17 protein-coding genes and 2 tRNA genes are annotated in these 18393 nt (G+C 43.9%); 1 reads left to right on the top strand and 18 read right to left on the bottom strand.

The genetic code is table 11. The annotated features are described in order from the left end of the window. Nucleotides 1–6: 6 nt before the first annotated feature. The gene (locus BW944_RS10225) at nt 7–828 is read right to left on the bottom strand and encodes a cytochrome C assembly family protein (RefSeq protein ID WP_076559362.1); all 822 of its coding nucleotides are present in this window, start codon (nt 826–828) and stop codon (nt 7–9) included. A gap of 14 nt (nt 829–842) precedes the next feature. Beyond that, nucleotides 843–2216 (bottom strand): glutamyl-tRNA reductase, encoded by a 1374-nt coding sequence (gene hemA / locus BW944_RS10230; protein ID WP_076559363.1) that lies wholly within the window; start codon nt 2214–2216, stop codon nt 843–845. Between the two features lie 243 nt (nt 2217–2459). Here hemA and BW944_RS10235 point away from each other — a divergent pair, with 243 nt between their 5' ends. Then, complete coding sequence (locus tag BW944_RS10235; protein ID WP_076559364.1) at nt 2460–2927, top strand: hypothetical protein; 468 nt, start codon at nt 2460–2462, stop codon at nt 2925–2927. A gap of 69 nt (nt 2928–2996) precedes the next feature. Here BW944_RS10235 and BW944_RS10240 read toward each other — a convergent pair whose 3' ends face one another. The 16 genes from BW944_RS10240 to sdhB form a co-directional block, all read right to left on the bottom strand. Continuing rightward, a complete protein-coding gene (locus BW944_RS10240; RefSeq protein ID WP_076559365.1) occupies nt 2997–3731 on the bottom strand; it encodes an amino acid ABC transporter ATP-binding protein in 735 nt (244 codons plus the stop codon). A 91-nt stretch (nt 3732–3822) separates the two neighbouring features. Then, complete coding sequence (gene yihA, locus BW944_RS10245) at nt 3823–4410, bottom strand: ribosome biogenesis GTP-binding protein YihA/YsxC (protein WP_076559366.1); 588 nt, start codon at nt 4408–4410, stop codon at nt 3823–3825. Then, complete coding sequence (gene lon, locus BW944_RS10250) at nt 4397–6730, bottom strand: endopeptidase La (RefSeq protein ID WP_076559367.1); 2334 nt, start codon at nt 6728–6730, stop codon at nt 4397–4399. The genes yihA and lon overlap by 14 nt, the downstream gene beginning before the upstream one ends. Nucleotides 6731–6869: 139 nt before the next feature. Next, entirely contained in the window at nt 6870–8141 is a 1272-nt protein-coding gene (clpX, locus tag BW944_RS10255; RefSeq protein ID WP_076559368.1) for an ATP-dependent protease ATP-binding subunit ClpX, read from the bottom strand. Nucleotides 8142–8427: 286 nt separating this feature from the next. Next, nucleotides 8428–9714 (bottom strand): trigger factor, encoded by a 1287-nt coding sequence (gene tig, locus BW944_RS10260; protein ID WP_076559369.1) that lies wholly within the window; start codon nt 9712–9714, stop codon nt 8428–8430. 145 nt (nt 9715–9859) lie between these two features. Beyond that, entirely contained in the window at nt 9860–10840 is a 981-nt protein-coding gene (locus BW944_RS10265; protein ID WP_076559370.1) for a tetratricopeptide repeat protein, read from the bottom strand. 222 nt (nt 10841–11062) lie between these two features. Next, a tRNA-Arg gene (locus tag BW944_RS10270) sits at nt 11063–11136 on the bottom strand. A gap of 2 nt (nt 11137–11138) precedes the next feature. Further along, nucleotides 11139–11212: transfer RNA gene (locus BW944_RS10275), tRNA-Gly, on the bottom strand. Between the two features lie 86 nt (nt 11213–11298). Beyond that, on the bottom strand, nt 11299–11829 hold the full coding sequence (locus tag BW944_RS10280) for a metallophosphoesterase family protein (RefSeq protein WP_076559371.1): 531 nt from the start codon (nt 11827–11829) through the stop codon (nt 11299–11301). A gap of 2 nt (nt 11830–11831) precedes the next feature. Continuing rightward, complete coding sequence (locus BW944_RS10285) at nt 11832–12428, bottom strand: XTP/dITP diphosphatase (protein WP_076559372.1); 597 nt, start codon at nt 12426–12428, stop codon at nt 11832–11834. After that, nucleotides 12425–13186, bottom strand: a complete 762-nt coding sequence (gene rph, locus BW944_RS10290) for a ribonuclease PH (protein ID WP_076559373.1) — start codon at nt 13184–13186, stop codon at nt 12425–12427. Before rph ends, BW944_RS10285 begins: the two co-directional genes overlap by 4 nt. A 116-nt stretch (nt 13187–13302) precedes the next feature. After that, the gene (gene racE / locus BW944_RS10295; RefSeq protein ID WP_076559375.1) at nt 13303–14118 is read right to left on the bottom strand and encodes a glutamate racemase; all 816 of its coding nucleotides are present in this window, start codon (nt 14116–14118) and stop codon (nt 13303–13305) included. 26 nt (nt 14119–14144) lie between these two features. After that, entirely contained in the window at nt 14145–14582 is a 438-nt protein-coding gene (locus BW944_RS10300; protein WP_076559376.1) for a MarR family winged helix-turn-helix transcriptional regulator, read from the bottom strand. A 165-nt stretch (nt 14583–14747) separates the two neighbouring features. After that, on the bottom strand, nt 14748–15404 hold the full coding sequence (locus BW944_RS10305; RefSeq protein WP_076559378.1) for a response regulator transcription factor: 657 nt from the start codon (nt 15402–15404) through the stop codon (nt 14748–14750). Further along, nucleotides 15382–17547, bottom strand: a complete 2166-nt coding sequence (locus BW944_RS10310) for a sensor histidine kinase (RefSeq protein ID WP_076559379.1) — start codon at nt 17545–17547, stop codon at nt 15382–15384. The genes BW944_RS10305 and BW944_RS10310 overlap by 23 nt, the downstream gene beginning before the upstream one ends. A 75-nt stretch (nt 17548–17622) precedes the next feature. Then, nucleotides 17623–18381: a succinate dehydrogenase iron-sulfur subunit gene (gene sdhB / locus BW944_RS10315; protein WP_076559381.1), complete on the bottom strand. Its 759-nt coding sequence runs from the start codon at nt 18379–18381 to the stop codon at nt 17623–17625. Between the last annotated feature and the right edge of the window lie 12 nt (nt 18382–18393).

Below are 18393 nucleotides of genomic sequence, written 5' to 3' on the forward strand. Positions count from 1 at the left end.
TAGTAGTTAAAAATGAAAGTTCGAAAGTGAACTGAATAGAAAAAAATTGATGAGAAGAAGCAGAAACGCTCCTACGTTATATATAGAAATGAGTCTTCCCTGGAAACCCTGTACGACCTTCAGGAACAGCCAGACCATGTAGACCACAAACACGATGATCGACCCTACCGTCTTGAAATCCAGCCAGTAAAATGTATCCTCAGACACATATCCCCATACGACTCCGAGAACAATAGCAATAAGCAGAAGGGGAACGGCAAGTATAATGAATAGGTAGGAAAGTCGTTCGAGTCTCGGTAGATCACCGAGTCGCACAAGACGATTTCGCCATTTTTTACTTTTAAGCCACCGATACTGCAGGAGATACAGCACGGAAAATATGAAAGAAAGAGTGAAAAAGCCGTAAGAAATGATGGCAAGGGTGATGTGTACCACCAGCATTTCATTGACGAGCTCTACTCCTCCTCTCCCCATCGTACTTTGAGCACGGGTCATCAAATGGATGATCATCACGGAAAACCCAATGACGTTCGTGAAAAAGATGATGAAATCCACACGGAAGAGCTTATTCAGCACGAGTGAAAACGTAACAAGAATCCAGGCATAAAAATAAAGACCGTCGTAAACGGTCATAACAGGAAAGTCGTCCCTGATAAAAATCTGAGATAATAAGAAGATCGTCTGCAAAATCCATACAACCCCAAGTAGCCAGAAAGCGATTCTGTTCGCTTTCCGGTCTCCCTGGATAAAATCTATAAAATAGCCGGTCAGACTGAGACCATAAAATAAAATGATAATTTCATAAATCCACTTAAGGTCCAGTGTCATAGGTTGTCCACCTTTTAAGCCTGTGTCATTTTCTGCAGTGTCGGGAACATCAAAGCCCCTGTATCGTCGACCTTAACAGCGTGGTTATTTTTTTCTTCCTGTATTTTCACTTGCTCCTGCACTTCTTCTTCGATACCGAAAATTTGTGTGAGCAATTGCAGTGACTCTTCTGCTCCGGGCTCATTAGCGAGTTCCTTTGCCTGAGTGATCGGCTCTTTCAGAATCTGATTCACAATACTTTTGGTATGCTTATTCAGGATCTTCTTCTCGCGGTCGGTCAATTCAGGCAATTTCCGTTCGATGCTTTCCATCGTATCCGCCTGGATTCCGAGTGCTTTCTGGCGTAAGGCGGAGATGACCGGAACTACCCCTAAGGTCTGCAACCATTCTTTGAATTCGACGATTTCCGCTTCGATCATGAGTTCAATCGACTCAGCGGCTTTTTTGCGTTCAGCAAGATTCTCATCGACGATTCCCTGGAGATCATCAATATCATAAAGGAACATACTCTCAAGCTCTGCGATTCCCGGGTCGAGATCTCTAGGCACAGCAATATCCACAAAAAACAAAGGCTTCCCTTTTCTTTTTTTGTGTGCTTTCTCCACCATTTCTTTGGTGATTACATAGCTATCCGAGCCCGTAGAACTGATGACGATATCCGCTTTTTCAAGCAGCTCATCCCTTTTTTCCATCGTCCCGGCACTGCCGTGAAATTGTTCCGCTACCGATTCCGCCTTCTCAAGCGTGCGGTTGAGAACTGTAACCTGTCCGACACCGAAGCCGTGAAGATTTTTCGCAGCCAGTTCGCCCATCTTCCCTGCTCCGATGATGGCGATATGCTTATCTTTCAACTCACCGAAAATCTTTTTCGACAGTTCTACCGCCGCATAACTTACAGAAGCGGCATTCTCTCCGATAGCCGTTTCCTTATGACCTTTTTTCGCTAACGTAACCGCCTGTTTGAACAATTGATTGAAGACTGTGCCGGTCGTGCCCGATTTTTGAGAAAGCTGAAACGCCTGTTTCACCTGTCCAAGAATCTGGGTTTCCCCCAATACCATGGAATCCAATCCCGATGACACTCTCATTAAATGTTCAATTGCCCCATCCGATTCATAAACAATCAGGTGAGGAGAAAACTCCTGCTTTTCGATGTTGAACCATTTCTCCAGAAAATCCTTGATGTAGTATCGTCCCGTATGTATCTGGTCCGCCACCACATATATTTCTGTGCGGTTGCAAGTGGATAATATCACGTTCTCGAGAATACTTTTCTGATCATTCAAAGCTTCCATAGCTTCTCTGTGATCAGCTTCTGAGAACGTAAGCTTCTCCCGAATAGCAAGAGGGGCAGTGCGGTAATTAATGCTTACAGCTAAAATATGCATGACATATACCCCCATCATGTGTCCCGTACCTTATCATAATTCCATATCTTCTATTATAACACGAATAATTGCTTCTGTTAGACCAATTTTTGAACAGATTATGAAGCTGTTATGATACGATGGTAAGGAAGATTCTAAAAATTCAATACCAGATTAGAATTAATTTAAATAAGAACTGTTATCAATATATCAAAAGCTTACCCTTTTCACAAGCAAATCACACTCCGGAGGTGCATCATTTTTATGAAAAGATATTATTCTTTGTTAGCCATCGTTCTTTCCGCGATGGGGGCTTTCTTTTTCTTCCGTCAATTCTCCATCCCCGTTCTCAGTGACAGGCTGGCAGAAGTTTCACTACTCGTATTCCTGAGTGTAGGATTGTTCATTCATGCTCGCCGTTCCCGAGATACTCTACTGTTGTTCTTCCAGTCGATGGTTCTTCTTATACTATGGCAGCTATTCGCTGAACCCCGCATCAGTGCCTGGCCTTCCCACTGGGCTATATATGTGATTTACTCCGGCGTGGCTTTGGCTCTTGCAAGGAAACCTAAAATTGCCATAGTACCGTTCGCTATCGGTCTCGGCATTATGTTCATCCCTGCTATAGAATCACTGTTCTTCTGGTTGCCTCCAGTCATCCAATACATAGAATTGTATTTCAGCGTATTCTTTTTGCTTCTTGCCGGGTATTACTTTTATAAACTCAGATAAATTAAAAAAGCACGCGAAAGCCGGTTCTTCCTGGCTACCGCGTGCTTTTTTCAGTTTTGACCACCGAGTTTATACGTAAATCGATTGAAGGAATTGTTCTGTCCGTTCATTTTCAGGACTTTCAAAAAGCTCCTGAGGAGGCCCTTGTTCAACAATTCTACCATCGTGCATGTAGATGACCCGGTCAGCGACTTCTTTTGCAAAACGCATCTCATGAGTTACGACGACCATAGTCATCCCTTCGCTCGCTAGTGTTTTCATCGTTTGGAGGACTTCTCCGATCAATTCAGGGTCCAGTGCTGAAGTGGGTTCGTCGAAAAGCATAATCGATGGATTCATCGCCAGAGCTCTGGCAATAGCCACCCGTTGTTTCTGCCCTCCGGAGAGACGATTCGGAAATATATCTTCCTTCTCTTTCAGCCCCACCTTCTCCAACAGCTCCCGGGCTATCTTTTTCGCTTCAGCTTTATTCATTTTCTTCACCTGGATGGGAGCCTCCATCACATTTTCCAATACCGTTTTATGAGGGAAAAGATTGAAATGTTGAAAAACCATTCCGATATTCTGTCTTACCTCGCTTAATTTTGCCTCTTTTTCGTCAACGAGCTTTCCGTGAAGAGAAATCTCACCGCCACCTTTCATTTCCAGAAAATTGAGGCAACGGAGAAGCGTACTCTTGCCGGAGCCGCTCGCCCCTATAAGCACTACAACTTCTCCTTTCTCCACACTGAAATCTATGTCTTTCAGTACATGTAAGTCTCCGAAAGATTTATTCAAGGATTGAACATCTATAATAGTATTCATAAAGTTTCCTCCTAATATCAACACTTTTCACTCAAAATACCATGTGTTCAGTAAAATGAAAAGCTCCTTCCGGGTCAGGGAAGGAGCTTTTCTACATCTTAAGATGGGAACGCAGCGATTTCCACGCTTCTTCTTTTCCTTCTCCTGTTTCTGAGGAGAACATGATGAGCGGATCTTCTTCTTCTACGTCCAAAACTTCACGAACCAGCTTTTCCTGCGCAGACCGTTTGGCTTTTTTCACTTTATCCATTTTGGTAGCGATAATCGTAACCGGAAGATCGTAATACTTAAAATAATCATACATCATGCAGTCTTCATCAGATGGTTCATGTCTCAAATCAACTACAAGCACAGCTGATACCAGCTGTTCTCGTTCTCCGAAATACTCATCCATCATTTTCCCCCAGCGGGCCCGCTCTGTCTTGGATACCTTCGCATAACCGTAACCAGGGACATCAACGAAATGGAAAGAATCGTTGATTATATAAAAGTTAAGCGTCTGAGTCTTCCCCGGATTCCCTGAAGTACGTGCCAGGTTCTTCCGTTGGATCATCGTGTTAATAAATGAGGACTTTCCTACATTTGAGCGGCCGGCTAGAGCAATCTCCGGCATCGGAGCAGTCGGGTACTGTTTTTTACTGACAGCACTGATTACAATATCTGCACTATGAACTCTCATTCGTTTCACCTTTCAATGCTACCTCGAGCACCTCATCCAGATGTTTGACGGGGATGAAAGTCAGATCTTCTTTCACGCTTTCCGGAATGTCTTCGAGGTCTTTATTGTTTTCATACGGGATGATCACTTTCGTCAGACCTGCCCGGTGAGCGCTTAGAGCTTTCTGCTTTAAGCCGCCGATCGGAAGCACACGGCCCCGCAGAGTGATTTCCCCGGTCATCCCCACTTCTCTAGAGACGGCTCTGCCTGTCAGTGCTGAGACGAGAGCTGTCGCCATAGTAATCCCGGCAGACGGTCCATCTTTCGGTGTCGCTCCTTCCGGCACATGGATATGGATATCATTCTTCTCCACGAACTCAGGGTCGATCTTCAACTCGTCAGCCCTGGAGCGAATGTAACTGAAAGCAGCCTGAGCCGACTCTTTCATAACATCTCCGAGTTTTCCTGTAAGCGTCAGGTTCCCTTTTCCGGGCGAGATGAGGACTTCAATGGAAAGTGTATCTCCTCCGGCAACTGTATAGGCAAGACCGGTAGCTGCTCCCACCTGATCCTCAAGCTCTGCCTGCCCGTAGCGGAATTTAGGACGTCCAATCAGATCTTCCACCATTTTTTCGGTCACGATCACACGCTTCTTATCACCGGAAACGATGATTTTTGCAGCTTTCCGGCAAACATTTGCTATTTCACGCTCCAGACCACGTACACCCGCTTCTCTGGTATAGCGGCGAATCAGCTTCATCAGAGCGTCATCACGAAACTGGACCTGACTCCTTGTCAGTCCGTTTTCCTTGATCTGCTTCCCAAGAAGGTGTTCTTTCGCAATGTGAAGCTTCTCCACTTCCGTATAACCTGCAATCTGAATAACTTCCATTCTGTCCATCAACGGGCCGGGTATCGTAGACATCGTATTTGCAGTAGCCACAAATAAGACGTTCGACAGATCATAATGCTCTTCTATGAAATGATCACTGAAGGTGGAATTCTGTTCAGGATCAAGGACTTCAAGCATGGCTGAGGAAGGATCTCCGCGAAAATCACTGGCCATTTTATCTATTTCATCAAGAAGGAATACAGGGTTGATCGTCTCAGCACGCTTCATCCCCTGGATAATCCTTCCTGGCATCGCACCTATATATGTACGACGATGACCGCGGATTTCCGCTTCATCTCTCACACCACCTAAGGAAACTCTTACGAACTGACGATTGATGGCTCTCGCGATGGATTTAGCCAAAGAAGTCTTTCCGACTCCCGGAGGCCCTACCAGACAGAGAATCGGTCCCTTGATGGATTGAGTCAGCTGTTGAACTGCAAGATACTCAAGAATACGATCCTTCACTTTATCAAGACCATAATGATCCTCATCAAGGATTTGTTCTGCATGAGGCACATCCAGGTTGTCTTCCGTTTCTGTCGTCCACGGGAGAACAACAAGCCACTCGATGTAATTACGGATAACCGAGCTTTCGGCTGAACTCTGAGGAATTTTTTCATACCTTCTCAGTTCTTTGAGAGCTACCAGTTCTACTCTCTCAGGCATACTCGCATTTTCTATCTTTTCTTTCAGTTCAGCGATTTCACCGGATTTACCATCTTTATCTCCGAGTTCATTCTGAATAGCCTTCATCTGTTCCCGAAGGTAATATTCTTTCTGAGTACGCTCCATGGATTTCTTTACCCGCTGGCCGATCTTCTGTTCAATCTGCAATACTTCACGTTCGTTGCCGATGATATCAATGATTCTCTTCAACCTCTGTTTCACTTCGCTGATTTCAAGGATTTCCTGTTTTTCTTTCACTTTGATCGGCAAGTGGGAAGCCACCATGTCAGCAAGATGAGAAGGGTCGTCAATATCGGCAAGGGTGTCGTACGTTTCCTGAGTCACCTTTTTCGATACCTTCACGTATTGTTCAAACTGTTCCATCAGCGTACGAGTGAGTGCTTCTTCTTCATTCTGATCTTCGGAGACGTCTTCCAATTTTCTTACAGCTACTTCGAAATACTCTTCCTTCTCATTGATTTCTTCAACCTCCGCACGATCCACACCTTCGACAAGAACACGGTGCGTCCCATTAGGAAGCTTCACCATTTGTTTGACATATGCGATTGTGCCAATGGAATAAAGGTCTTCCCTTTGCGGTTCATCCATATTCGTTTCTTTCTGCGCAATTAACATAATATGATTATCATTAACCATAGCTTCTTCTAATGCTTTTACGGATTTTTCGCGTCCTACGTCCAAATGAAGGACCATAGAAGGATATACGAGTAATCCTCTAAGCGGTAAAAGGGGATATGTCAGTGTTTGATTCTCCGCCATCTGCGGCACCTCCAGCTTTCTTTTTCTATTGTTCGTTCCTCATGGACAAAGGTTATGTAAGGATATTTCCATTTAAAAAAAGGAAAAGAGAAGCCGCGCTTACTCTAGCGCGGCTAAGCTTTTTGATACCCGAAATTCATCAGGCACTTTTTGGACTTTTCGGTTCTTCCACCGTACCGTCCGTCAAGATAAGACGAGGACGTCCGCCTTGCATCTCTACCGTTTCTTTTGTGATGATACATTTCTCGATATCATCTCTCGAAGGAAGATCGAACATTACATCAAGCATGATACCTTCAATGATCGATCTCAGGCCACGGGCACCGGTTTTCCGTTCGATAGCCAGCCTGGAAATCTCCCGAAGTGCTTCTTCTTCAAATTCCAGTTCAACATCATCGATCTGGAGAAGTTTCTGGTATTGTTTGACCAGAGCATTCTTCGGCTGGGTAAGAATTTCGACAAGAGCATCTTCATCCAGTTGTTCAAGGGCTCCAATAACTGGAAGTCTACCGATGAATTCCGGTATCAGACCATAGCTAAGAAGGTCCTCAGGAAGAATTTTCGTCAATAATTCCTGTTTGTCTGCATCGGACTGCTCCTGTTCAGATCCGAATCCGATCACTTTATTTCCAAGACGGCGTTTAATGATCTGATCGATTCCATCGAAGGCTCCTCCGACGATGAAGAGAATATTCGTCGTGTCGATCTGGATAAATTCTTGATGAGGATGTTTACGTCCTCCTTGAGGAGGCACACTTGCCTGCGTTCCTTCAAGAATTTTCAGCAGTGCTTGCTGTACACCTTCTCCGGATACATCACGAGTGATGGAAGGGTTTTCGGACTTACGGGCTACTTTGTCGATTTCATCAATATAAATGATACCTTTTTCAGCTTTTTCAACATCGTAATCCGCTGCCTGAATCAATTTCAGGATAATGTTCTCAACATCTTCACCGACATAACCCGCTTCTGTAAGAGAGGTCGCGTCAGCAATCGCAAAAGGAACATTCAGTATGCGTGCGAGAGTTTGTGCGAGCAAAGTCTTCCCACTACCGGTCGGTCCAAGCATAAGGATGTTACTTTTTGCAAGCTCGACATCGTCACTTTTCGTAGTAGACGCATTGACACGCTTATAGTGGTTGTAGACGGCTACCGATAAGTTCTTCTTGGCCTGCTCCTGACCAATGACATAATCACCTAGAATCGTATGGATTTCTTCCGGTTTCGGTACTTCTTTGAATTCCGTCTCTTCTTCGTTTCCAAGCTCTTCTTCAACGATCTCTGTGCATAGTTCAATGCACTCATCACAAATATATACACCAGGTCCAGCTACAAGTTTGCGAACCTGATCCTGGCTCTTACCACAAAACGAGCATTTAAGCTGGCCCTTTTCTTCGTTAAATTTAAACATTTCTGTCACCCTTTCCAAAATGATGCCAAGGTTATCCGCACATTCTTTCGCTAATCATACCAAATAACTCTAGAATTAAAAAGTAATAGGGTCGTCCATCTTTTTCCCCTGCATCACTTATTATTATGTAGAGAGTATGAAAAGAAGTCAAACGCTAAGCAGTGTTATTAACAGATTATTAAGCTTATGTAGATTCGATTCTCTTCATAGTATTATGTATCCATAGGGAATTGCAAATAATATGAGAAAACAAGGCAGGGAAAGCCCTCACCTTGTTCTCTTTTTGTTATACAGTTTTGCTGTTTTGCTCCAGAACGTCAATCGCCTTCTGGATTTTCAGATCATCTTTGACCATGTCTGTATTTCCACCAAGCATTTGTTTCAGGTTCTCAACGTCTGTCTGATACATCGAAGACATGTTTTCAAGTTCTTTATCGATGTCTTCTTCAGTAACCTCAACGTTTTCTGCCTGTGCAATAGCTTCGAGAGTCATGTTCGTTTTCACACGCTTTTCAGCATCTTCCTTCATTTGTTCACGAAGCTGATTGTCATCCTGGCCAGTGAACTGGAAGTACATTTCTTTTGTCATTCCTTGCATTTGCAGACGCTGTTCGAATTCACTGATCATACGATCGAGTTCAGAATCGACCATTGCCTGTGGAATTTCAACAGAAGCGTTGTCGCTTGCTTTGTTGACAAGAGTTTCCCGTTTCTGGTTCTCAGCATCCTGTTGCTTTTGCTGCTCCAGATTTTCACGGGTTTTCTTCTTGAGTTCATCAAGGGATGACACTTCTTCATCCACATCTTTCGCGAACTCATCATCAAGTTCAGGAAGTTCTTTTCCTTTCACTTCATGGATTTTCACCTCGAACGTCGCCTCTTTTCCGGCTAGTTCTTCAGCGTGATAGTCTTCAGGGAAGGTAATGACAACCTGAGGCTCGTCCCCGGCTTTCTTACCTGTCAGCTGTTCTTCGAATCCTGGGATGAAAGTACCGGATCCGATTTCAAGAGAATAGTTGTCGGCTTGTCCGCCTTCAAATGCTTCTCCGTCTACGAAGCCTTCGAAATCCATGACGACCGTGTCGCCTTCTTCGATTTCTCCCTCTTCTTTCACAACGAGCTCGGCTTGATTTTCCTGTTGACGCTTCAGTTCTTCTTCCACGTCTTCGTCTGTAACCTCAGTGTCTGCCTGTTCTACTTCAAGACCTTTGTATTCTCCAAGCTCCACTTCAGGTTTGACTGTTACGTCCGCTTTGAAAATGAGCGGCTCGCCTTTCTCAATCTGATCAACATCCACATCAGGCTGGTCCACAGGTTCAATGCCTGTTTCCTGGACAGCTTCTGTGTATGCCTGTGGCAGAATGATATCGAGTGCATCCTGATAAAGGGATTCTACACCGAAACGACCTTCAAAGATTTTACGTGGTACTTTCCCTTTACGGAAACCTGGCACCTGGACATCTTTCACTACTTTCTTGAAAGCCTCATCCAGACCTCTATCGAATTCTTCAGCAGAGACCTCTACTGTAAGAGTCCCCTTGTTGCCTTCTTTCTTTTCCCATTTCGCTGACATAAAAAAGTCCCTCCAACGTCATATTTTCATTTAACATGATTCCATTTTACATGATTCTATGATAGACATACATACGAATCTGATTTACAACCTCTACATTATAACATAAAGTTATTCCGTTTCAACAACAGAGCCATGAAATGTCTTACTCTCCTGTTATAGACTTATATTCCTGGTTGGCAATCTCGATATCCTGTTTGTACGATTCAATATCCGCCTCTATTTTAGTAGGTGCATCATCTAATTGCAAATACTCGTTGCCGATAGTCTTCAGTGCTTCTATGATAAGCGGAACTTCATTTTCCGTAGGGAGGAAAGGATAGCGTATATATATGTAGCGGTGAAGCATTGTAGCAATGATCTCGTACATTGCAGGATTGTTCTGTTCTATGGAAGCCAGGCGAAACTCTATATGTTTGACAATATAATGAGAGAAAGGAGTGCCGGTCTCCACAGGAATGATCGAGATTGAGTTATTGAACTTATGTACTTCTGCAGAGTTGTTGATATTCCATGATTGAAACCACTCGATAATGGCTGTCTTGACTACAGGATGGGTTTCCTCATCCTTCAACCATTCACATAGAAATTCCCATTGCGCCTCCGGAGAGTGGGTGATCAGTCTCTTAATGAGTGCGTACTGTTTTGGGGCATCCTTCTTTTTCCAGGCTTTCTGAAGCTCTTCAACCAGCGAGGCTTCCTCCGCTTTCTTTTGAGTATCTTCAATATCTTTACTCACATTGTACATTTGCCACAACTGCGTCCGGACATCATGAGGAACATCTTCCCGCTCCAGTACTTCATCGACGAGGTCCATCAATTCCTTATACTTCCCGTCATGAAAAAGAATCGTTATGTATATATGCAGGTATTGAAAATAATTGGATTCCGAGACCTTCATTCGGTTCAGACAGACATTTTCCGCTTCTTCGTATCTTCCTATCCCAACCCAGGCGATCAGCAGTCCGGTAGTGACTTCATCATCGGCCTCATCATGTTGAAGCAATGGCTCCAATGATTCGACCGCTTCTTCATACTTGTGCTGTGTAACAGCTTCAAGCCCTTCTTTGCGTAACTTTTCTTTCCATTTCGGAAAAAGTACGACTTCTCCTTTATTATTTTCCATAGTACACCCTTCCCAGCAAACATATTTAGTAAAGTATGCCCTTTTTTCATTATATCAAACATGAGTTTCTCTTGAAGAAAACTTTGTTTAATTTGTCGATAAAGATCGAGACCTGTTTGTCCCTGATGCTCATGGATAAAACCATAATTGTTTGATCCATACCCTTCAAAAACAAAAACGCTGAACCTTTTGTACATCAAAAGAGTTCAGCGTTTTAAATAGTGTCCCAAGTAGGATTCGAACCTACGACCTACAGCTTAGAAGGCTGTTGCTCTATCCAGCTGAGCTATTGGGACAATGGAGCGGGTGAGGGGAATCGAACCCCCGTCATCAGCTTGGAAGGCTGAGGTTTTACCACTAAACTACACCCGCATCTATCCGGTTGATATATGTATTGCGACGACAAGAAAAAGTATACGATGTTTGTGTATAAATGTCAATGGTAGCAGGAAGAAAAATTAATTCCTGCTACCAAGGTCAACTTCAATCTCCAGATCATCCAGTTTTGTACCATCGATGTGATAATAAGCCAGAGTCATTTCTTTCGATCCTTCCACCCAGTGTATGATGGCATAGGTAGGTTCTTCCCGGTCCCGAGGTAAACGTGAACTTCCAGGATTCATCACAAGCTTATCCCCCACCTTTTCTGCACCTATCATATGAGAATGTCCGAAACATGCTACGTCCGCTCCGACTTCCTCTGATCTGTAGAATATGGGCATGAGGGTCTGTTTCACCTGCAACAGATGTCCATGTGCTACGAAGAAGCGCACACCTTTGACATCCACGACTTGTTCTTCTTCCATATCCGGTTCGAAGTCACAGTTTCCTTTTGCATAATGAAACCCCTGGAGCTCCTCTGAGTCTGTGGAAAGTTCCGAATCTCCACAATGAATCATTGCGTCAGTCTCGTTTTCATGACGTTCTTTCACTTGCATAAGCTCTTCTTTCATACCATGACTGTCGCTGATCACTAAAACTTTCGGCATGTTTACTCTCCTTTCTCTTCCAACCACTCTTCAATCTTCACGAGGGCATTGTGGCGGTGACTGATGCTGTTTTTCTCTTCGGCAGGAAGCTCAGCCATCGTCTTCATGTAATTTTCCGGAATAAAAATCGGATCATAACCGAAGCCATGCTCCCCTCTCGGCTGAAGTGCAATCGCCCCTTCGCACGTACCTCGTTTTGTGAATGATGCCTGTCCAGGTCTCGCAACCGCGATTACACAAACGAAACGAGCTGACCGATCTTTGACAGTGGTTTCCCCAAGTTCCTCTAGAAGTTTCTCTATATTCTTCTTATCGTTCTTCTCTTCACCGGCGTACCTTGCCGAGTAAATCCCGGGTCTTCCCTGAAGTATATCCACTTCCAGCCCGGAATCATCAGCAAGAACAGGGATGTTCCACTGACTGGAAATCGTTTCTGCTTTTAACAGGGCATTCTTCTCGAAAGTGTCGCCCGTCTCCTCCACATCTATATCTTCCTCAAAGTCTTTCAGTGATTTGACTGTAATACCATAAGCGGAAAACATCTGTTCAAATTCCTTCACTTTTCCCTGGTTATTCGTTGCTATGACGACTTCTTTCACTGTTGATCCTCCCGCTCTTTATAATTCTCGATTGCACTCGCCCAAGTACCGATCGCTTCTTTCTGGCGGAGTTTCAGTTCAGATATCGCTTCTGAAGCCAGTTCAAGCATCGTAGTAAGCTGTTTCATAGAGAACGTAGCCTCTTCTCCAGTCCCCTGAACTTCTACGAATTCACCTTCACCTGTCATGACGATATTCATATCGACATCTGCCCTGCTGTCCTCTTCATAACAAAGATCGACGATTTCTTCCCCTTCCAGGACACCAACAGAAATGGCTGCCAAATAATCCATGACGGGAAGCTCCTTGATTTTCCCTTTATCCACCAGTGTGCCAAGCGCATGCACAACTGCAATGAAAGCTCCGGTGATGGAGGCTGTTCTCGTTCCACCATCAGCCTGGATGACGTCGCAATCCACCCATAATGTTCTTTCCCCGAGTGCTTCCAGGTCAATCACAGAACGCAATGCTCTTCCAATCAATCGCTGGATTTCCATCGTGCGTCCAGTAACTTTACCTTTCGAGGATTCACGTATGTTCCGGGTTTCGGTGGCACGTGGTAACATTGCATATTCTGCAGTGATCCATCCTTTGCCCTGCCCGCGAAGGAACGGAGGAACTCTATCTTCTATACTGGCGTTGCAAATCACTTTCGTATCTCCGAATTCTATAAGCACCGAACCTTCCGGATGTTTGATATAATCAGTCTCTATTTTTATCGCTCTTAAATCTTTTACTTTACGTTCATCATTTCGCACAAAAATTCCTCCTCCGATTACCATTAATTCCTGCCTATCATAACACAAATCATCAGGCATCTCACCTATATAAAAAGCCACTGCTATATAACGCAGTAGCTGTTATGCCTTCTCCGCTACATAGGCGGGACAGGTTCGAGTTCGATGACTTCAAATATATCAAGCGGTCCTTCAAACCATTCGTCGGCTATCTTCCTGAATTTCTGATAATCACCTGTAGTATAAAACTTGAAAGTCGGGTCCTCTCCGCTTTGAGCCAGAAGTTGATTGTAGGAAAGGATAAGACTGGCCTCACGTGCCGTTTCTTCTCCCGAACTGATAACATTTATCGAAGCACCTATCACTTCCTGGATGACATCCCTGATCAGCGGATAATGAGTACAACCAAGAATGAGTGTATCAATACCATTTTTATCTTTGAGGGGCTGGAGTTCCTTCTCTACAATCGCCAAGGCTTCCGGTCCTGTGAATATCCCACGTTCCACGAGAGGAACAAAAGAAGGGCAGGCTTGACTGTTCACAAAGATGGAACTGTCTATAGCCGTCAATGCTTCCGGGTAAGCTTCACTCCGGACCGTCCCTTCCGTACCGATTACACCTATACGTCTATTCTCGCTGAACGAAATGGCGGCTCTCGCTCCCGGCTCTATGACACCAAGCACCGGAATAGTGAGTTTTTGCTGGAGCTCTTTAAGCGTAAAAGCCGTCGCTGTGTTGCATGCAACTACGAGCATCTTGATATCGTGTTTCTTCAGATGTTCTACCATCTCCCAGGTGAATCTCTGCACTTCTTCTGCCGTACGGGGGCCATAAGGGCAACGTTTCGTATCACCGATATAGCTTATAGATTCTTTCGGTAGCTGTCGCATCAGCTCTTTGGCTACTGTCATGCCACCTACACCCGAGTCGATCACTCCAATTGGTCGATCCATTCTCATACCTCTTCTCCCGTTGTAGTTCAGTTAGTGACTTGAGTCATTCTTTCATGCATATGTTTCATAAGCGCGAGGAATTGATGATATTCATCTTCTTCCAAGCCCTCGAGCAATTCATTCATATAACTTCTGCGTTTGTCTATCACTTCCTGGATGACTCTTTCTCCGGAGGGTGTTATGTAAACACGAACCACCCTGCGGTCTTCTTCATCTTTCTGACGCTCTACCAATTCCAGGTCTTCCAACCGATCTATCATATCAGTGGTGGTACTATGTGCCAAGTGCATATGTTTAGCTATGGCTCCTATCGTAATGCCTTTTTCATCCGAAACCCATTGCAGGGCTACGAATTGAGGAGGAGATACGTGGTAGTTCTCAAGTATTTCTCTTCCTTTGTCTTTGACACCGGCCGCCACAAAACGTAAATATATCTCGAGATCTTCAATGATCTTATCTGCCATGAATGGTCCCCCTCCATATCAATTAAAGTCTATGAAGTATATTCTCTCGGGTTACTGACGAAATATCAAGAAAAAAGATGAACAATTTCAACTTTTCTTCAGAATAGACCATCCCCCCCCCCCCCGGAAACATGACCTCCTTTTGTGTATCTATAGATATTTTGTCTACACCTTGGAAATCAGTCCTAATTCCTGTGCTTTATAGAGGGCTTCCGTACGGGATCGGACATCCAATTTATTGAATATGCCTGTAAGCGTATACTCCACACTACGCTGTGACATGTGGAGGTTCGTAGCAATCGTCTTATTCGTCAATCCCTTCGACACTTCTTTCAGGATCGCCTGTTCTTTTTCGTTCAGGGATAGGGCCTCTTCTTCTTTCGTCCAGTTCATTCTGATAGAAGTGGCACTCGCCTCTGTCCGGCGCAGCTGCTTGAACAGGTGAAGGGGGACCACAACTTCATCTCTCATAGCACAGCGGATAGCTGTCAATAATTGTTCCTGTGACGCAGTTTTACTTACAAAACCGTCAATTTCCGCTTCCACCAGCATATTGAAATGTGTACTGAGATCAAACCCTGTGTAAATGAGAGTAGTGATCTCCGGCCATTCTTTCTTGATCCGTTTCGACAATTCAAGCCCGTTCACTCCCGGCATATACAAATCGATCAGGAGTACTTCATAGTTTCCCTGACTTACCATAGCCTCTACCTCAGTCGCTTTCTCCACGACGTCCACTTTCATTTCACTATTCTGTTCAATCATCGCTTTTGTACCTGTTCCTACAGCGGGATGATCATCAATAATCAGTATATTCGTCATCGTTTTCTTTTCCTTTCTGTTGGATCGGGAATCTTACCTCTGCCCTGAAACCTTCACCTTTGGCAGTATCTATATGCAGGGAACCTCTAAGTCCGTTCACCCGGTGTTCTATCCCCGACAGACCGATATGAGTGAAGGCATCCCATTTGTAATTATCTTCCATACCTACTCCATCATCTTCATAGTAGAGTCTCACTTCCTCTTCGTCCCCTTCAAGCCTTAAATGAACGTGCTTAGCTCCACTATGTTTCATCGTGTTCGATAAAAATTCCTGGACGATTCTATAAACCGTCAACATCATTTCCTGATCGATCTCTGCATGGAAATGTTTGGCATAGAGATAAACGGTAAAATTGGAACGGAGTTGATATTGTTGGATGAGATTATCGAGGGACTGAACGATCCCTATTTCTTTTAAAAATGTAGGTCGCAATTCACTGCAGGTTTCTCGTGTCAGATGGATACTGTCTAGAAGTTGTTCTTTATAGACAGACAGTTCCGAACGTAAGGTGAGCGGAAGCTCCTGCCGATTAGAGTATAACTCGTCCATACGACGATAAAGATAAAGCAGTTCCTGCAATACCGTATCGTGAATGTCAATCGAAAGTTGTTTTCTCTGTTCCTCCGCTATCTGGAACAATAATCTTGAGAGCCAGGCGGGATATTGATTGGTATGTTCATTTTTCAATGATTGCAATTGTTTCATCAAGTCTTCGATGTGGCTCATATTTTCTATAGCGATGTTCGCGTTCATAGAAATAATTTGCAAATACTTTTTCTCTTCCCTATTCAACGTCGTGAAATCCTGCTTCCCTCTGCTGAAAATCACTGTAACCTTATTCAAAGACTCGGAGACGACTAACCCGAAACCTTTTTCCGTTTCCACTATTTCCCCTACTCCTAGCTCCCTGTTATGGAAAGAATGCTGCAAGTGATAAAGAAGATCTTCAGGCAGCGGGTCATTCACGCAGAACATTTCGCGGTTTGTATTATACGAATAAGCCTGGGTCTCTGCTAAGTTCAGCGTCTCTGTTATTTCTCCGCATATTCCATTCATCAGAGACACAGCACTATACTGATCTTTGAAGTTTTTCGTGACTTTATGAAGACTTTCCTGAAAGTTTGTACGATTGGAGAACAGAACACGTTGGACACGGAAATTAACAAGCTCTGCTATCGTAAGCACAAAAGCAAGAACAGTGAAACTCGACACCAACAACTGCATAAACATTACGAATGATAAAGACCAATCAATAATCAAGTTGGCTATGAATGCTATAAGGATACTTGGCATCAAAGAAATCAGTGCATGATACCTTAATCGCTGGAAGATGAAATTGATATCAATCAGCTGTTCCTTTGATAACAGGTACGTAAATGTAATCGGTAGTGCTATGAGGAAGAAAGCAGCAAACTCTATACCTACTATCGGCGTTCCTATAAGTAGTCGTGGTATCAGATAAAAAAGCACATAAGGAGCGAAAGTTACAGTAACACCAAAACTTATGTATTTAAAAAACGAACGGTAAGTGGTGTCGCGTACCCTGATCATACCAAAACAGACTACCCCGAACATCAAAAAATAAAAGAACAACAGAATAATATATTGCACATGGTCCATCCAGAGAACGGTTCTCCCTGTCATTAAGCTGAAGATGTCAAACACCAAAGATAGCAAGAGGATCATATATCCGAACTGGTAAATTTTTTTCGGAAACAAATACATGTCCACTTCCTTGAAATATACATATAAAAAGTGGATGAAAAGAATGGGAGCACTGATGAAGCAGACTGAATTCACGAAAATATTGAAAGTCACTCCGAGTATGGCTCCTCCTGTACTGATATAACCCAGGGCCAATAGGAGAAAAAAAGTGATCAACAGCCTGATGGAGAATGTATTCGGCATGCGGCGATGAATAAACGTGCTGATGAATACGGTGATCAGAAAATAAAATGAAGGAACAATAATGAAAAACAGAAGATAAAACGCGTACGATGAAATTGATGCATGTAACTTGATCATCGCATGGTTTTCATCCCTGAAAAGGTGGGCCGTTTCTTCAGCATATGAATGGATAACCAAAACGACACCGAGCAATATAGTCACACTTAAAAAATAATAAAACCATCTTTTATGCATAGCCATTCCTCCCTTCTTCATCTTAATGATTAAAAAAAGCTGTGTCCACTAGGGACACAGCTTTTTGCAATGAATTTATCTGTCGCTTCCGAAAAAGCTCTTGAATGATTCAAGTGCCGTATCACGGTACAAGGCTGCAAGGGAAGTCGTCAAAGGTATGCCTTTCGGACAAACTTCTACACAGTTTTGTGCGTTCCCGCATCCCATGATCCCTTCTTCATCCATAATGGATTGAAGACGTTCACTCTTGTGCATTTCACCAGTAGGATGGGAATTGAACAGACGTACTTGTGATAATGCAGCCGGTCCGATGAAGTCGGATTTGCTGTTCACATTCGGGCATGCCTCGAGGCATACACCGCATGTCATACACTTGGACAGTTCATACGCCCACTGTCTTTTTGTTTCTGCCACGCGTGGTCCAGGACCTAGGTCGTACGTACCGTCGATAGGTACCCATGCCTTCACTTTTTTAAGTGAGTCAAACATTCTCGCTCGATCTACAGCCAAGTCGCGGACGACAGGGAACGTAGTCATAGGTTCCAATTTAATAGGCTGCTCTAATTGGTCCACAAGAGCTGTACACGACTGACGGGGCTCTCCGTTAATGACCATAGAACATGCTCCACAAACTTCCTCCAGACAACCCATTTCCCAGAATATCGGGGTAGTGGCTTCTCCGTCTGCATTTACAGGATTTCTCCTGATTTCCATAAGAGCCGAAATGACATTCATATTCTGTCGGTAGGGTACACTGAAGGTTTCTTTATATGGTTCACTCTCAGGATCATCCTGTCTTGTGACGATCAACGTTATATTCTTCTCTTCACTCACGATGAAGGTCCT

This window comes from Salimicrobium flavidum, from assembly GCF_900156645.1.
In the GTDB taxonomy this organism is placed as follows: Bacteria; Bacillota; Bacilli; order Bacillales; family Halobacillaceae; genus Salimicrobium; species Salimicrobium flavidum.

Excerpts from the sequence above, each read along its gene's own strand:
- BW944_RS10225 (WP_076559362.1), bottom strand. The coding sequence starts at position 828 with ATGACACTGGACCTTAAGTGGATTTATGAAATTATCATTTTATTTTAT.
- hemA (WP_076559363.1), bottom strand. The coding sequence starts at position 2,216 with ATGCATATTTTAGCTGTAAGCATTAATTACCGCACTGCCCCTCTTGCT.
- BW944_RS10235 (WP_076559364.1), top strand. The coding sequence starts at position 2,460 with ATGAAAAGATATTATTCTTTGTTAGCCATCGTTCTTTCCGCGATGGGG.
- BW944_RS10265 (WP_076559370.1), bottom strand. The coding sequence starts at position 10,840 with ATGGAAAATAATAAAGGAGAAGTCGTACTTTTTCCGAAATGGAAAGAA.
- BW944_RS10310 (WP_076559379.1), bottom strand. The coding sequence starts at position 17,547 with ATGCATAAAAGATGGTTTTATTATTTTTTAAGTGTGACTATATTGCTC.
- racE (WP_076559375.1), bottom strand. The coding sequence starts at position 14,118 with ATGGATCGACCAATTGGAGTGATCGACTCGGGTGTAGGTGGCATGACA.
- BW944_RS10305 (WP_076559378.1), bottom strand. The coding sequence starts at position 15,404 with ATGACGAATATACTGATTATTGATGATCATCCCGCTGTAGGAACAGGT.
- tig (WP_076559369.1), bottom strand. The coding sequence starts at position 9,714 with ATGTCAGCGAAATGGGAAAAGAAAGAAGGCAACAAGGGGACTCTTACA.
- BW944_RS10280 (WP_076559371.1), bottom strand. The coding sequence starts at position 11,829 with ATGCCGAAAGTTTTAGTGATCAGCGACAGTCATGGTATGAAAGAAGAG.
- yihA (WP_076559366.1), bottom strand. The coding sequence starts at position 4,410 with ATGAGAGTTCATAGTGCAGATATTGTAATCAGTGCTGTCAGTAAAAAA.
- BW944_RS10300 (WP_076559376.1), bottom strand. The coding sequence starts at position 14,582 with ATGGCAGATAAGATCATTGAAGATCTCGAGATATATTTACGTTTTGTG.
- lon (WP_076559367.1), bottom strand. The coding sequence starts at position 6,730 with ATGGCGGAGAATCAAACACTGACATATCCCCTTTTACCGCTTAGAGGA.
- clpX (WP_076559368.1), bottom strand. The coding sequence starts at position 8,141 with ATGTTTAAATTTAACGAAGAAAAGGGCCAGCTTAAATGCTCGTTTTGT.
- BW944_RS10240 (WP_076559365.1), bottom strand. The coding sequence starts at position 3,731 with ATGAATACTATTATAGATGTTCAATCCTTGAATAAATCTTTCGGAGAC.